Source organism: Streptococcaceae bacterium ESL0687 (genome assembly GCA_029392475.1).
Lineage (GTDB): Bacteria > Bacillota > Bacilli > Lactobacillales > Streptococcaceae > Floricoccus.
On sequence record CP113940.1, the window covers coordinates 1376284 to 1390566 of the forward strand.

Sequence of the window (14283 nt, forward strand, 5' to 3'; positions counted from 1 at the left end):
TAAACCTCCTATTTATTTTCAAATAAACTTGCAACTTCCTCAGGACTAATGCTTCCAAAGTACTTGTTTGATTCGTATTTTTTAAGCAAATCAAGAATTCTTTCTTCATCAAAAGGAAGACCTACAAATTTAGGAATTATATTTTCAACATCCTCGACATCAAGGAAATCTCCTTCAAAGGTTATTGATTTAATAATACCTTTTTCAACCTGAGCCTTAAGATCGATCACACCTCCTGCAAATTTTTCATGGGCATGGTAATTGAATTCCGGACTTTCACCGTAGTTCCAATCCCAGCTCGAGAATTTTTCACGGGCAGCTTTTTCAACCTCAGCAAGTTGATCTTCGTTTAAAACAATCTCCTGATCCTTATCCTGATCTGATAACTCATATCTTATAGCCTCATGGAACTCTTCAAAGGATAAATCCGGTACCACATCGTGAATATTACCTACCCTGCTACGAACACTTTTCACGGCCTTTGAAATAAATTTTTCATCACTTACATTAAGGGCCCTGACAAGGGTTTCAACGTCACTATTAAAGAGAAGGGTACCGTGGTGCATCAGGTAACCATTAGCATAACGCTGGGCATTACCACTTATCTTTTTACCGTCAACCATTAAATCATTACGACCGCTAGCTACAGCTGGGATCCCTAATTTGTTTAAGGCCCTAATCATAGGTTCAACAAACTTCTTCCAGTCAACCTTATCAGGGTGATCAAGTGGAATAATGAAGGTAAAATTAAGATTTCCTAGATCATGGTAGACGGCTCCGCCCCCACTGACCCTTCGAACAACTTCAATTCCATGTTCTTTTATAAAAGGAGCATTGATTTCCTCAAAGGTATTTTGGTGCTTTCCAACAATTACAGCACTTTTATTCTGCCATAGGGCAAAAACCGGCTCACTAGGTTTCAATTTAGTAAGTAGCCACTCATCCATTGCAATGTTGAATGGGGCAGTTTTATTATTATTTATGATGTATCTCAAGGGCTTCTCCTTCTCTTTAAGCACTATTACATGGCAATCGCTTACAATTTTCATTGTAAGTTATTTTGTGATTTTTTACAAATTATTAGATTTTCCCTTTAAAATAAAGGGTCTAGATGGGTCTCAAATGGAAGATTTTAGCTTCTTGCAAACAAATATCTTGTAGTTAAATGATTTTTCTGTTATGTTTATAAATACGCTATAAACAGAGATAAGCGAGGTAGAAGATGGCTATAATTGGTATTGCAGGAACAACCTTTAATGAAATGGAAGAAGTCCCTTTTCATGGTAACAAGGTAATTTATACAAGAAAAGGATTTGTTGATGTCATCCAAAATCTAGGGCATATCCCAATCATTATTCCCCAGGATCAACCTGATAAGGCAAGGGACTACATGAAACTTGTTGATAGATTACTATTAACCGGGGGAGAGGATGTAAGTCCAAGATTTTACGGGGAAGAGCCTCTGGTTAAACTTGGAAAAATTTATCCGGAACGTGATATGTTTGAATTTGCCTTAATTGATGAGGCTGTTAAACAGGGGAAACCTATTTTAGGAATCTGCCGAGGTCTACAAGTTCTTAATGTTAAATTTGGTGGTAGTCTTTACCAGGATATCTCCTATTCAGACAGCCAAATCAAGCACCTACAGATTCCTACCAAACAAATTTTTTCAACTCATTCGGTAAAAATTAAAGAAGGTAGCGTACTTGACTTTCTAAGTGACGATTACTGGGTTAATTCCTTCCACCACCAGGCTGTTAAAAAACTTGCTCCTGACTTTGAAGAAATTGCACATGCTAGTGACAATCTAGTTGAAGCCATTTACAACAAGGAAAAGAGAATCCTTGGCATCCAGTGGCACCCTGAAGCTACTTGGGATTTATCAGCTGGAGATAAGGAAATTTTCTCCTACTTTCTTAATAAACTTTAAAAAGCAGCATGCAAGAGCATGCTGCTTTTTTCTTTGAAATAAATTAACTATTTAAGATTACCTTCAAGGTGTTTGATTGCTTTTTCTTTTCCAAGAAGGTAGATTGTGTCAGGAAGTTCTGGTCCGTGCATCTCACCAGATACGGCGATACGGATTGGCATGAAGAGATTCTTACCTTTGATTCCAGTTTCCTTTTGGACTTCCTTGATTAGCGGGAAGATATTTTCCTTCTTGTAGTCCTCGTCAGGAAGGGCTGCAAGCTTGTTCTTGAAGGCTTCAATAACAACTGGGCTTGTTTCAAGTTCAAGGATTTCACGGGCTTCGTCAGATAGTTCTGGGAAGTCTCCGTAGAAAAGATCTGTAAGTTCGATGATTTCTTCCCCGTACTTAAGTTGTGGTTGATATAGTTCAACTAGGTATGGAGATTTCTCATCAAGACGGCCTGCTGCTTCAAGGAATGGTTTAGCTAGTTCAAAGGCTACTTGAGCTGGAGCATCCTTGATGTATTGGTTGTCCATCCACTCAAGTTTCTTCTGGTCGAAGGCAGCTGGTGACTTGCTTAAACGTTTTTCATCAAATAGGTTAACTAGCTCCTCTTGTGAGAAGATTTCTTGTTCTCCACCTGGGTTCCATCCAAGAAGGGCGATGAAGTTGAAGATAGCTTCGCTCATGAAGCCTTTCTTGCGGTAGTCTTCGATGAACTGAAGGGTATTGGTATCACGCTTAGAAAGCTTCTTACCAGTTTCGCTGTTGATGATAAGAGTCATGTGACCAAACTGAGGAGCATCCCATCCAAGAGCTTCATAAATCATTAGCTGTTTAGGTGTATTGGCGATGTGGTCGTCCCCGCGGATAACATGTGAGATATCCATTAGGTAGTCGTCAACTACTACAGCAAAGTTGTAGGTTGGGTAACCATCACGTTTTTGGATAACCCAGTCTCCACCAATGTTTTTACCTTCAAACTCGATTTCACCTTTAACGATGTCATCCCACCTGTAGATTGAGTTTTCAGGAACCTTGATACGAACTGTTGGCACAATTCCAGCTGCTTCACGCTCTGCCATATAGGCTGCAATTTCATCTTCAGTCATGCCAGCGTATTCTGAAATATAAACTGGTGGTAAACCTTTAGCTTCTTGAGCTTCACGGTCAGCTGCGATTTCTTCTTCGGTCTTGTAAGACTTGTAAGCGCGGCCGTTTGCAAGAAGCTCGTCCACATATTTTTGGTAGATGTCTAGACGCTCTGATTGACGGTATGGTCCATATTTTTCATTTGGATTTTCTGGACTTTCATCCCAGTCAATTCCAAGCCAAGCAAGGTTTTCAAGCTGGCTACGCTCTCCGTCTTCAACATGGCGTTTGCGGTCAGTATCCTCAATACGGATAACAAAGTCTCCACCATAATGGCGGGCAAAAAGGTAGTTAAATAGGGCTGTACGAGCATTACCAATGTGCAGCAGTCCTGTTGGTGATGGTGCATAGCGCACACGAATTTTATCTGACATATTTCCTCCAATTATAGCAGTCTAAAAGGCTAGCCTAAACTAACCTCTAAAGGTGTCGCAACCTTTTGCTGACAATAGTATAACATAAATGTTTTTACAAACAAGTTAAGATTTTACAATTAAAACAACAGCCTCTACTGCCATTCCCTCTTCCCGACCAACAAAACCTAATTTTTCAGTTGTTGTGGCCTTGATATTGATATTCTCCCTATCTGTATGAAGAATACTTGCAATATTTTCCTTCATAGCAGCCAGATGAGGTTTCATCTTTGGAGCTTCCGCAAGGATTGTAGCATCAATATTTCCAATGGCAAAACCCTCTTCAGCCATCCGCTCATAAGTGTCAGCTAGAATCTTGGTTGAAGCAATGCCTGCAATTTCTGGATTGGTATCAGGAAAGGCATGGCCAATATCACCAAGGCCTAGAGCCCCAATAATGGCATCTGTTATGGCATGTAGAAGGACATCTGCATCACTGTGACCGAGGAGTCCCCGGTCATGTTCTAATTCTACTCCACCAATAATAAGTTTTCTATTTTCAACAAGTTCATGGACGTCATAACCCTGTCCAATTTTAAATTTCACTAATCTGCTCCCTCCTTCTTAAGATAAGTTCAGCCATAAAAAGATCATCAGGAGTTGTAATTTTTATATTGCTATAAGATCCTTCGACAATTCTAACCCCGTAATCTGAAAATTTTTCAAGAAGGCTAGCATCATCTGTTCCCAGAAAACCTACTTCATGGGCCTTAATATGGACCCTCCTAATTTCTTTACTTTCAAAAAATTGAGGAGTTTGCGCGGCGTAAAGTCTTTCCCTGGCTGGCGTTTCTTCAATGAAGCCTGTAGCCTCTGACACCATCTTAATTGTGTCCTTAACTGGGACTGCAAGAATTGAATTGGGACAAGCCTTTAGGGTTGAAAGTCCTGCTTCGTCTACAAAGGGACGCGCACCGTCATGAATCATAACATGACTTGAACTAACAAGATCTAAGGCATTGCGCACACTATCCTGACGCTCCTTGCCTCCTTCAACAAAGTAAACCTCATCTCCCAGGTAACTTTCAAACATCTCTCTTTCAGATGCCTTTCCAACTAAAAAGATTCGGTGGCAGTCTTCATCTGCCTTAAAAAGATCCAGAGAATATTCAAAGATGAATTTCCCTTCTAACTTAAGAAAAATTTTATTTCCCCTAGAGTTCATCCTGCGTCCTGAACCGGCCGCAAGTATTATTGCATCGTATTTCATATTCCCTTACTTTATCTACTAATATATTTAATTTATTTACTTTTCTACATTTCAACTAGTTTAGACTTCAACTAATTTAGCAAAAATCATTCGACCAGCATTAGTCTGGATGGAACTTGTAACCTCTGCCCTTACCATTTCATCAAGCTTATCGTCTGTATCTTCAACAACAATCATAGTTCCATCAGGCATGTAACCAATCCCCTGGTGGCGTTCTGTTCCTTTTTTAATAATGATAACATCCAACTCTTCCCCAGTTACTACCTGTGGTTTTACGGCATTAGCTAACTCATTAATATTAAGAACCTGAATCCCTTGAATTTCAGCTACCTTATTAAGATTATAATCATTGGTAATAAGGCTTGCCCCAATTTCTACTGCCAGCCTTAAAAGTTTAGTATCAACCTCATGAATATCCTCATAATCCTTGTCACTTGTTTCAACATGAACATTCTTAAGGCTTTGAATGGCATTTACAAGATCAAGACCTCGTCGTCCTTTGGCTCTTTTTAGCTTATCATTACTGTCTGCAATCAACTGAAGTTCAAAAATTACAAAATTTGGGATTAAAATAGTACCACTAATAAAACCTGTTTTTAAAACATCAATAATCCGGCCATCAATAATTGAACTTGTGTCAAGAAGCTTACTATCATGATAGCTATCAAACTTTTGATCAAGCCTAGTTAATTCTTCATCAACTTCCTCATCCTTCTTCCTGGTAAACATGGATGAAATCTCACCACCCCTACTGGAAAAAATTCTAAATCCGACATAGGCAAAACCGATCATTAAAACAAGGGGCCCGATACTACTGACATAAGGAATATCTAAGGCCCAAAAGCCTACACTGGCAATGGTTCCTGCTATAAGCCCTAGAAGACTCCCAATTGAATTTAGGGCGAATTTCTGAAGATTTAATTTGTTGATATACTCGTCAAGTCTTGAAAGACTTTTTAAAACTGGTCTGCTTACTATAAATGATAATAATAAAAATATAATTGCTCCAATAATGCTATTAACCAGACTGCTATCTTCAAGCCTTGGTTGATTTAGGGTCGACCATAATTGGGGCAGAAGTGCGTCACCTACGCTAGCTCCAACAATTACTATTAAAATCTGAACTATTAATTTTCTCATAGACACCTCCTTGTATCATCTAACTTACCTCTATTATCGCTATTTTACCATAATACCACTTAAATCTAAGATTTAAAGTAGTTTGTAGTTTTATTTTTATAAAAAAAAGCTTAAAGATAAATAAAAATACATAAATGAAGGTGCCTAAATAATTACTAAACTAGTCAAAAACTGCCCTTAAAACCTCATTAACTGTGGTTAAGCCGATAGCCTCAATCCCCTGTGGAATAACCAAACCTTGGAGGCTATTTTTAGGTAAATAAACCTTCTTGAATCCTAGTTTTGCTGCCTCATTAATTCGACTTTCAATCCGGTTGACCCGCCTTATTTCTCCAGTCAGACCTATTTCCCCAATGAAACAAACGTCAGCTGGTGTTGGAAGTTCCTTATAGCTTGAAGCAATGGCCACGGCCACAGCCAAATCAATGGCCGGCTCATCTAACTTAACTCCTCCGGCTGACTTTAAAAAGGCATCCTGATTTTGAAGGAGAAGACCAGATCTCTTTTCAAGAACAGCCATGATTAAACTAACCCTATTGAAATCAAGACCCGTTGTGGTCCTCTTGGCATTTCCAAAAACTGTTGGTGTCACAAGGGCCTGAATTTCAACCAAAATTGGTCTTGTTCCCTCCATGGATACCACGATGGCACTTCCTGTAGCTCCTTCAAGCCGCTCTTCTAAAAAGACTTCTGAAGGATTGGTAACCTCAACCAAACCAACTGACTGCATCTCAAAAATCCCGATTTCATTGGTTGATCCGAAACGATTTTTAACAGCCCTTAGTATCCTAAAGGTATGCTGGCGCTCCCCCTCAAAATAAAGAACAGTATCAACCATATGTTCAAGCATCCGGGGTCCAGCAAGACTACCCTCCTTGGTAACATGGCCAACAATAAAAATCGCAATATTGTTAGTTTTTCCAAGTTGCATAAGCTCTGCTGTAACCTCTTTAATTTGAGAAACAGATCCTTGAACGCTAGTAATCTCAGGACTCATCACCGTTTGAATGGAATCAATAATCACAAAATCAGGTTGCAACCTTTCAATCTCTGCCCGGATATTTGCCATATTGGTCTCTGCATATAGGTAAAAATCACTATTAACATCTCCTAGGCGCTCTGCCCTAAGCTTTATCTGCTGGGCACTTTCTTCACCGGAAACATAGAGGACCCGGCCCCTATTAGCAAGTTGAGTTGAGACCTGTAAAAGAAGGGTCGATTTTCCAATTCCTGGATCTCCTCCAATAAGCACAAGACTGCCTGGAACAACCCCACCACCTAAGACCCTGTTAAATTCATCAAGGTCTGTCTCAACCCTTAAAGTATGTTGACTTTCAACCTCTTCAAGCTTCATGGGGCGACTCTTCTCGCCACTAAGACTTACCCGAGCATTCTTGACAGGCTCTGCTTCAACCTCCTCAACAAAACTACCCCAAGCCCCGCAGTTAGGGCAGCGGCCCAAGTACTTGGGAGAGTGGTAACCACAATTTTGACAAATGAATGTTGATTTTGCTTTTTTGGCCAAAGTGACCTCCTAATCTTTTAAACTTTATTTTCCTGTGCTACCAAAACCGCCAGTGCGCTCGCCTGAAGCTAAGTCTCCGTCAGCGACTAAATAAGGCATGAACACTCCCTGAGCAATCCGGTCACCCTTTTCAATAATGACATCTTTATCGGTAATATTTTTCATTTGGACAAAAATCTCACCTTCATTATTTGCATTATTATAATAGTCTTTATCAATAACTCCAACCGAGTTAATAAGAACAAGCCCTTTTTTACGGGGATTGCTGCTTCGATCAAAAAGGTAGAGCACTTCCTCATCTTGCATGTAGGCCTTGAGTCCAGTTGGCACCAGGCCAATTTCAGAAGCCTTTATAATAAATTTATCAGAAGCTTCTATATCATATCCAGCAGCATGCTTGGTTGAACGTTTGGGTAAATTAACTCCTTTATGCTCATAAGCACTCACTACTTCAAATCCACGAATTTTCATTATATCTCCAATACTATATACGTTTTCGTAGTTAATTATAACAAAAAATACCTACAAATTTGTAGGTATGATTTTTAATATAAATCAAGGGCTTCTTTTTCTGGAGCAAGTTTAAGATAGAAGTTTTGTAGGCTTGTCCTGTAGTAAGGAAGAACATAGAAAATCGCAAGACCTAGGGTTAAACCGACTAGAATAAACCAAAGAATGAAGCTTAGGCTAAAGAGGAAGAGCTTAAAGCGGTGTCCTGCCATAAGATTTTTACTTTTAGTAATGCTTTCTCTGGCTGAAATCTTTATTCCTTGATCAATATAGTCCTTGTAGATATTTGCTGCCTGAGCATAAGAAAGGTTCTTTGCTGCAACAAAAATCCAACCAAGAATAGCGATTGCTACAGGGATTATATAGAAGAATGTGTTGAGGTTATAGTAAGAAAAAAGCATGAATAACCCAGCTACAACAGCAACAACTAAGAGAGTTAAGAGGAAAATGTAAATACTTACTAAAATATTTATTATAACTAGCGGGAAAAAGTACTTCTTCTGTAAAATCTCTGATTGTTGGTCAAGTGGACGACCACTTGGACGACCCAGACGTAAATTATCAAGGGTCACATAGTTGGCACTATTTGAAGTTATAAAGATAGCAATAGAGATTAAAAAAGATAAAATGCTTGGAACACTAATATAAAAACTATCATCATTAACATCAACCTGTGCTCCTAAACTGGTTGACATGATTGAAAGGACAATTGTAACTGACCATAAAATAATACTATATTTAAGATTTCCATTAACAAAATCCTTGGCCTCTCTTTTGATTGATTTAAATTTCATAAAAACTCCTTAATATTTTTTTATTATAAAACTTTTATTTATTATAATGGTTTTATAGGTAATATACAAACCAAATCCACTAACTGATTCAAAGCAAAAATAGCATAGGTCATAACCTATGCTATTTTTCACAAGGTTAGTTCAAGGAAAATGCCCTTATTCCAAGACTAACTGTGAAACCTATCCTTTTCTTTCCCAAAAAATCTCCATACAGGCTCACACTACTCAAATTATCAGTTATAATCTTTTCTTTTTCAGCTTTATAAATCCAGTATATCTTAATACCTGTAGAAAACTCCTTGGCCTAGCTTTACTTAAAAAGTATAGGCAATTTGGATAAAGCGTATCCACCAGTATGATACCATAAAATTTTTTTAAAATAAACGCTTACCTTCCCTCGCTACCTATATTTACACCTAAAAATTAAATTTTAAAAATGGATAAGTAACTAGACCAATAAGTAAAATCACAAAGATAACCAAGAATAAAAACCTAGTCGCCTTACTTGTTTTGGTCTGATAGTTAGGAAGATTTACTGAAAATACTAGAAGTAGACCACCTAAGGCCCCGCCCAAATGACCTAATAAACTAATACTTGGATCAAAAAGATTAAAAGCCAAATTAAAGAGAATTAAGGCCAGATAACCCTTGGAAAATTCCTTGAGGGCCTCGATTTTACTGATATAACCTAAACCTACAACAGCTGCAAAAATCCCAAAAAGAGAGGTTGAAGCACCAGCTGATAAGGAAAAGGTATCAAAGCAAAAGACAAAGGCATTCCCAAAAACTCCCGAAAGAAGGTAGAGAATAAGATAATTAAAGGATCCAAAAACTTCCTCAAGATCTTTACCAATAAAATAGATGATAAAGGTATTGGATGCAAAGTGCATAAAACCAATATGGACAAAAATTGGTGTAATTAAACGCCACAAATGACCAGGATGCTCTAAGATATCTGGCCCCCAAAGGGCACCTGAAGCCAGTAAATTCCTAGGACTTGTCATATTCGACCCATACTTCAAATACATTAAAATAAAGACCAAACTTGTAAGAGCAGTCAAAAGATAGGTCACCCTATGTTTTTTATTATAAGTAAAATTCACTTGTCCTCCTCACTTTCAATTTCTTGGTAAAATATAATTTGGTCAACCCTTTGGTCATAAACCTCTTCTTCGACCTTGGACCTTTGAAAGTCAAAGGCAAGACTTATGGTAGAGCCATCAAATTTACTAAGATAACGGTCATAAAAACCACCTCCGTAGCCAATCCGGTAGCCTCTTTCATCAAAGGCAAGGCCAGGAACTAAAAGCAGGTCAGGAATCTCTTCACTACCAAGACTTGGTTCTAAGATTCCAAATTTTGACCTAATCAAACTGGCTGGATCATAGGGAAAAAAGGACATTTTGCCAGGCCCCATAACCTTGGGAATGAAAACCTCTTTTCCCCTGAGAAGAAGTTGGTCAATCAGAAAGCCAGTATCAAACTCAAAGGGCATGCTCATAAAAAGGCCAATTTTTTGAGCCCTGTAAACATTTTCATCTTCTAAAAATTTTTTACTTAAAAGGGCCTCTTTGCGCCTTTTTTCAAGGGTTTTTTGCCCTTTTAATTGCTCAAGCATTGCTTGGCGAGTTATTTCTTTTCTTTTCATATTATCTATGATATACTAAATTTGTATTTTAGTTAAGAATTAAATCAGTGCTTGTTCCATTCTGTAAAAGGATTCAAATGTTACACACTTTTAAGGCTAATAAAAAGATACAAATAAATTTTAGGAGTGTGTAATATTATGGCACAAGGTACTGTTAAATGGTTTAACCCAGAAAAAGGATTTGGTTTCATTACTGCTGAAGATGGTAAAGATGTATTCGTACATTTCTCTGCTATCCAAACTGATGGATTCAAAACTCTTGAAGAAGGTCAAGCAGTTGAGTTTGACGTTGAAGACGGTCAACGTGGACCTCAAGCGGTTAACGTAACAAAAGCTTAATTCGATATTAATTCAATTAAGTAAAAAAGAATCAGCATCTGCTGGTTCTTTTTTTGTTGGCCTTTAAAATTAAATTTATTTGCGATTACACTTGTAAACGTTTAGGACTTCTGTTATAATTTGACCTTAGCCAAGATGCTTATATATTATGAAAACCACCATAAATAGGAGAGTTAAATGAAAAAAGAAGAAAAAGCAGGAATTTCAAAAGTTAGATACAAGGCCATCCTTTGGGGAAGCATTCTCCTAACCTGCACCTTACAAGTCCTAGCTGCCTGTAGCCAACCAAAGGCTTCAGGAGATAAGGACAAATTAGTAATTACTGCAAGTTTTTATCCAGTTTACGCCTTTACCAAGGAAATCGTTGGGGACGCTGGTGAGGTCAAGCTACTTGTTCCAGCAGGAAGCGAGCCCCATGACTATGAACCATCTGCCAGAGACCTTGCAGACATTAGCAAGTCAGATGCCTTCATCTACCATAATGACAATATGGAAACTTGGGTTAAAAAGGCCCAAGATAACTGGAAGAAGAGTGACCTTAAGCTTATAAATGCTACTAAGGATATCCTACTACTACCAGATGATGGTAGTAGTCATGATCACGACCATTCAGGTAGCGATCACAAACATGAATATGATCCCCATACCTGGACCTCACCTTATATGGCCATTAAAGAGGTTGAAAATATCGAGCAACAACTAGTTACCCTCTATCCTGACCAGGCAGATAAATTTAAGGAAAATGCCAGCAAGTATCTAAAAAAATTAAAGGCCCTTGATAGTGAGTTTACTGAGAAATTAGGTCAGGCTCAGCAAAAGAACTTTGTCACCCAGCACTCAGCCTTTCGCTACCTAGCCCTCGACTACGGCCTAAATCAAATCCCAATTTCTGGACTAAATCCTGATAAGGAACCTTCAGCTGCCCGCCTTGCGGAGCTTAAAAAATATGTTTCAGAAAATGATATTAAATATATCTACTTCGAAGATAACACCAGCGATAAATTTGCCAAAACCTTAGCCAAGGAAGCAAAAGTTCAAGTTGCTTCACTTAATCCTCTTGAAAGCCTAACAGACAAGGACTTAAAGGAAGGAAAAGACTATATTTCTGTCATGAAGGAAAACCTTGCTTCCCTAATGAAGACAACAAGCCTTAAAGGTACAGATATAAAGGCAGAAAACTCTTCTGAAACTACAAAAACCGTAGCAGATGGCTATTTTTCAGATGGTGATGTCAAGGACCGCAGCCTAAGTGACTACAAGGGAGACTGGCAATCTGTTTATCCCCTCCTTCAAGCAAGGGACCTTGATCAAGTTTTTGACTACAAGGCAAAAATTAAAAAAGACATGACCGCTCAAGCCTACAAGGAATACTACCAAAAGGGTTACGCAAGTGATGTCAATCAAATTAAAATCACAGATGACAGCATGACCTTCCTACAAAATGGTGTCAGCTCAAGCTATAAATACAAGTATGTTGGTTACAAAATTTTGACCTACAAAAAAGGAAACAAGGGAGTCCGCTACCTCTTTGAAACAGATGATCCTAATGCCGGCCAATTTAAGTATGTTCAGTTTAGCGACCATAATATCGGACCTGTAAAAAGTAGTCATTTCCATATCTTTTACGGAGGTGAAAGCCAGGATAAACTTTTAGAAGAAATGGACAACTGGCCAACTTATTACCCGCAAGACATGTCTTCTTTTGAAATTGCTGAAGAAATGTTAGCCCATTAAAAAAGACTGCCATATGGCAGTCTTTTTACTTAGCAGTTCTAACTTTTAAGTAGTCACTGATTTCCTTAACAGCAAAGGCCAGAGCATCCTCGTCTGGTGTCATCTTAGGATGATGGAGGGCATAAGGACTATCAACTCCCAACCAGAACATAACTCCAGGTGTCTTATGGAGCAGGTAACCGAAATCTTCTCCGGTCATACTTGGGCCAACCTCTCTAAAGTCAACTGATTCCTTGTTCTCAAAGAAATCCATTAGCTTAAGGGCCAAGTCTGGATTATTTTCCACAGGGAGGTAACCCTTTTGGTCTAAGATAACATGAGCTTCCACCCCATAAGAAAGGGCAATCCCTTCAGCCATCTCCCTGACCCTTTTTTGGGTTAAAAGATTCATTTCAGTGGTAAGAGTTCTAACTGTTCCCCTAACTGTTGCTTCCTCTGAAATTACATTGTCTGTATTTCCTGAATTGAAGGATCCAATTGTCACAACAGCTCCCTCAACGGGGTTTACATTTCTACTAACAACTGACTGTACCTGAGTTACAAAGGCTGCAGCTGCAACCAAGGAATCTCTGGTATTATGCGGAAAGGCTGCATGTCCTCCCACCCCTTTAAAGGTGATGTTCAAGCTACAAGTTCCTGCAAAAAGAGTTCCTGCATTAGTTGCAATTGTTCCAACTGGTAAATCAGGATTTACATGAAGACCATAAAATTCATCAGGTAGCCAGTCACCAAAGGCACCAGCCTCATACATAAGCATGCCCCCAGCCTCATTTTCTTCAGCTGGTTGGAAGAGAAAGAGCATGTTATTTTCAGGTTGCTCAGCAAGCATCTCCTCTAAAAGTCCAAGGGCAATGGTCATATGAAAATCATGACCACAAGCATGCATGCGACCCTCATGAGTTGACTCAAAATCAAATCCAGTCTGTTCAATTATTGGAAGACCATCAATGTCTGTTCGCCAACCAATTGTCTTTTGTGGATTTTTACCTTCAAGCATGACTAAAATTCCAGTCTGCCAGGTTTTAATCTTAACAAAATCCTTACCAGCTGCAAGCTCCTCGATTTTATCCATTAAATAAGCATGAGTTTTGAATTCACACAGACCAATTTCAGGAATCTGATGGAGGTCCCTTCTAGTTTCTATTAAATTAAGCGACTTAGCTGTTTTCTTATCCATATCATTTACCACCTATAATTATAAGGTTCTTAAAGCTTCTTCAAGGGCTGTTTTAGCTTCTGTTTGAGCATCAATTTCCTTGATGATGCGGGCTGGAACTCCGGCCACAACTACACCTTCTGGAACATCACTAGTTACAATTGCTCCTGCTGCTACAACTGAATTTGATCCTACTTGAACCCCTTCAATAATTACAGCGTTAGCTCCCACAAGAACATTGTCACCCACACGAACAGGCTCAGCACTAGCTGGTTCAATCACTCCTGCAAGGACAGCTCCAGCTCCAATATGACTATTTTTACCAACAGTTGCACGCCCTCCAAGGACAGCCCCCATATCAATCATCGTTGATTCACCAATAACAGCTCCAATATTAATTACAGCTCCCATCATGATAACAGCATTATCACCAATCTCAACCTGATCACGAATGATTGCGCCTGGTTCAATTCTTGCCTTAACCTCTTTTAAATCAAGAAGAGGCACTGCCGTATTGCGACTATCATTTTCAATCACATAGTCAGCTTCTGCTAAATGGCTTAATAGAGGTTTGATTTCCTCCCAGTCTCCAAAAAGAAGTCCGAAGCTGTTGTCACCTGCCCTAAATTCCTTAACAGTTTCAGGTACCTGACCAATTTCACCCTTGTAAGTCACCTTAACTGGTGTTTTTTTCTCAGCCTGTGCAATAAATTGAATAATTTCTTGAGCATTCATTTTTGAAGTCATCTT

Annotated in this window: 15 protein-coding genes; 3 read left to right on the forward strand and 12 right to left on the reverse strand. The window is 38.8% G+C overall.

Annotated features, from left to right (window positions below):
- Positions 1-8: 8 nt before the first annotated feature.
- Entirely contained in the window at positions 9-947 is a 939-nt protein-coding gene (locus OZX60_06685; protein ID WEV45898.1) for a lipoate--protein ligase, read from the reverse strand.
- A 275-nt stretch (positions 948-1222) separates the two neighbouring features.
- On the opposite strand from OZX60_06685, the gene OZX60_06690 reads away from it, so the two are divergent.
- Positions 1223-1930: a gamma-glutamyl-gamma-aminobutyrate hydrolase family protein gene (locus OZX60_06690; protein ID WEV45114.1), complete on the forward strand. Its 708-nt coding sequence runs from the start codon at positions 1223-1225 to the stop codon at positions 1928-1930.
- Between the two features lie 47 nt (positions 1931-1977).
- Here the strand turns inward: OZX60_06690 and gltX are convergent, their stop codons facing one another.
- From gltX to OZX60_06735, 9 genes are all read right to left on the reverse strand, one after another.
- Positions 1978-3438, reverse strand: coding sequence for a glutamate--tRNA ligase (gene gltX / locus OZX60_06695; protein WEV45115.1), 1461 nt, complete (start codon positions 3436-3438; stop codon positions 1978-1980).
- A gap of 105 nt (positions 3439-3543) precedes the next feature.
- Entirely contained in the window at positions 3544-4023 is a 480-nt protein-coding gene (gene ispF, locus OZX60_06700; GenBank protein ID WEV45116.1) for a 2-C-methyl-D-erythritol 2,4-cyclodiphosphate synthase, read from the reverse strand.
- On the reverse strand, positions 4013-4687 hold the full coding sequence (gene ispD, locus OZX60_06705; protein ID WEV45117.1) for a 2-C-methyl-D-erythritol 4-phosphate cytidylyltransferase: 675 nt from the start codon (positions 4685-4687) through the stop codon (positions 4013-4015). Before ispD ends, ispF begins: the two co-directional genes overlap by 11 nt.
- Before the next feature lie 60 nt (positions 4688-4747).
- Positions 4748-5827 carry a PIN/TRAM domain-containing protein gene (locus tag OZX60_06710; GenBank protein ID WEV45118.1) on the reverse strand — a complete coding sequence of 360 codons (1080 nt, stop codon included), beginning with the start codon at positions 5825-5827 and terminating at the stop codon, positions 4748-4750.
- 160 nt (positions 5828-5987) lie between these two features.
- Complete coding sequence (radA, locus tag OZX60_06715) at positions 5988-7352, reverse strand: DNA repair protein RadA (GenBank protein WEV45119.1); 1365 nt, start codon at positions 7350-7352, stop codon at positions 5988-5990.
- 24 nt (positions 7353-7376) lie between these two features.
- Positions 7377-7823 (reverse strand): dUTP diphosphatase, encoded by a 447-nt coding sequence (locus OZX60_06720; GenBank protein ID WEV45120.1) that lies wholly within the window; start codon positions 7821-7823, stop codon positions 7377-7379.
- 74 nt (positions 7824-7897) lie between these two features.
- Positions 7898-8656 carry a DUF975 family protein gene (locus tag OZX60_06725; GenBank protein WEV45121.1) on the reverse strand — a complete coding sequence of 253 codons (759 nt, stop codon included), beginning with the start codon at positions 8654-8656 and terminating at the stop codon, positions 7898-7900.
- 416 nt (positions 8657-9072) lie between these two features.
- Positions 9073-9759: a rhomboid family intramembrane serine protease gene (locus tag OZX60_06730; GenBank protein ID WEV45122.1), complete on the reverse strand. Its 687-nt coding sequence runs from the start codon at positions 9757-9759 to the stop codon at positions 9073-9075.
- A complete protein-coding gene (locus OZX60_06735) occupies positions 9756-10304 on the reverse strand; it encodes a 5-formyltetrahydrofolate cyclo-ligase (GenBank protein WEV45123.1) in 549 nt (182 codons plus the stop codon). The genes OZX60_06730 and OZX60_06735 overlap by 4 nt, the downstream gene beginning before the upstream one ends.
- Positions 10305-10442: 138 nt before the next feature.
- Here OZX60_06735 and OZX60_06740 point away from each other — a divergent pair, with 138 nt between their 5' ends.
- Positions 10443-10643 carry a cold-shock protein gene (locus OZX60_06740; protein ID WEV45124.1) on the forward strand — a complete coding sequence of 67 codons (201 nt, stop codon included), beginning with the start codon at positions 10443-10445 and terminating at the stop codon, positions 10641-10643.
- Positions 10644-10820: 177 nt separating this feature from the next.
- Entirely contained in the window at positions 10821-12377 is a 1557-nt protein-coding gene (locus OZX60_06745) for a zinc ABC transporter substrate-binding protein AdcA (protein ID WEV45125.1), read from the forward strand.
- A 25-nt stretch (positions 12378-12402) separates the two neighbouring features.
- Here the strand turns inward: OZX60_06745 and OZX60_06750 are convergent, their stop codons facing one another.
- Together OZX60_06750 and dapD are read right to left on the reverse strand one after the other, a co-directional pair.
- Positions 12403-13554, reverse strand: coding sequence for an N-acetyldiaminopimelate deacetylase (locus OZX60_06750; protein WEV45126.1), 1152 nt, complete (start codon positions 13552-13554; stop codon positions 12403-12405).
- 18 nt (positions 13555-13572) lie between these two features.
- On the reverse strand, positions 13573-14280 hold the full coding sequence (gene dapD, locus OZX60_06755) for a 2,3,4,5-tetrahydropyridine-2,6-dicarboxylate N-acetyltransferase (GenBank protein ID WEV45127.1): 708 nt from the start codon (positions 14278-14280) through the stop codon (positions 13573-13575).
- Positions 14281-14283: the final 3 nt, after the last annotated feature.

Excerpts from the sequence above, each read along its gene's own strand:
- OZX60_06685 (WEV45898.1), bottom strand. The coding sequence starts at position 947 with ATGGATGAGTGGCTACTTACTAAATTGAAACCTAGTGAGCCGGTTTTT.
- OZX60_06690 (WEV45114.1), top strand. The coding sequence starts at position 1,223 with ATGGCTATAATTGGTATTGCAGGAACAACCTTTAATGAAATGGAAGAA.
- gltX (WEV45115.1), bottom strand. The coding sequence starts at position 3,438 with ATGTCAGATAAAATTCGTGTGCGCTATGCACCATCACCAACAGGACTG.
- ispD (WEV45117.1), bottom strand. The coding sequence starts at position 4,687 with ATGAAATACGATGCAATAATACTTGCGGCCGGTTCAGGACGCAGGATG.
- OZX60_06710 (WEV45118.1), bottom strand. The coding sequence starts at position 5,827 with ATGAGAAAATTAATAGTTCAGATTTTAATAGTAATTGTTGGAGCTAGC.
- OZX60_06720 (WEV45120.1), bottom strand. The coding sequence starts at position 7,823 with ATGAAAATTCGTGGATTTGAAGTAGTGAGTGCTTATGAGCATAAAGGA.
- OZX60_06725 (WEV45121.1), bottom strand. The coding sequence starts at position 8,656 with ATGAAATTTAAATCAATCAAAAGAGAGGCCAAGGATTTTGTTAATGGA.
- OZX60_06735 (WEV45123.1), bottom strand. The coding sequence starts at position 10,304 with ATGAAAAGAAAAGAAATAACTCGCCAAGCAATGCTTGAGCAATTAAAA.
- OZX60_06740 (WEV45124.1), top strand. The coding sequence starts at position 10,443 with ATGGCACAAGGTACTGTTAAATGGTTTAACCCAGAAAAAGGATTTGGT.
- OZX60_06745 (WEV45125.1), top strand. The coding sequence starts at position 10,821 with ATGAAAAAAGAAGAAAAAGCAGGAATTTCAAAAGTTAGATACAAGGCC.
- OZX60_06750 (WEV45126.1), bottom strand. The coding sequence starts at position 13,554 with ATGGATAAGAAAACAGCTAAGTCGCTTAATTTAATAGAAACTAGAAGG.
- dapD (WEV45127.1), bottom strand. The coding sequence starts at position 14,280 with ATGACTTCAAAAATGAATGCTCAAGAAATTATTCAATTTATTGCACAG.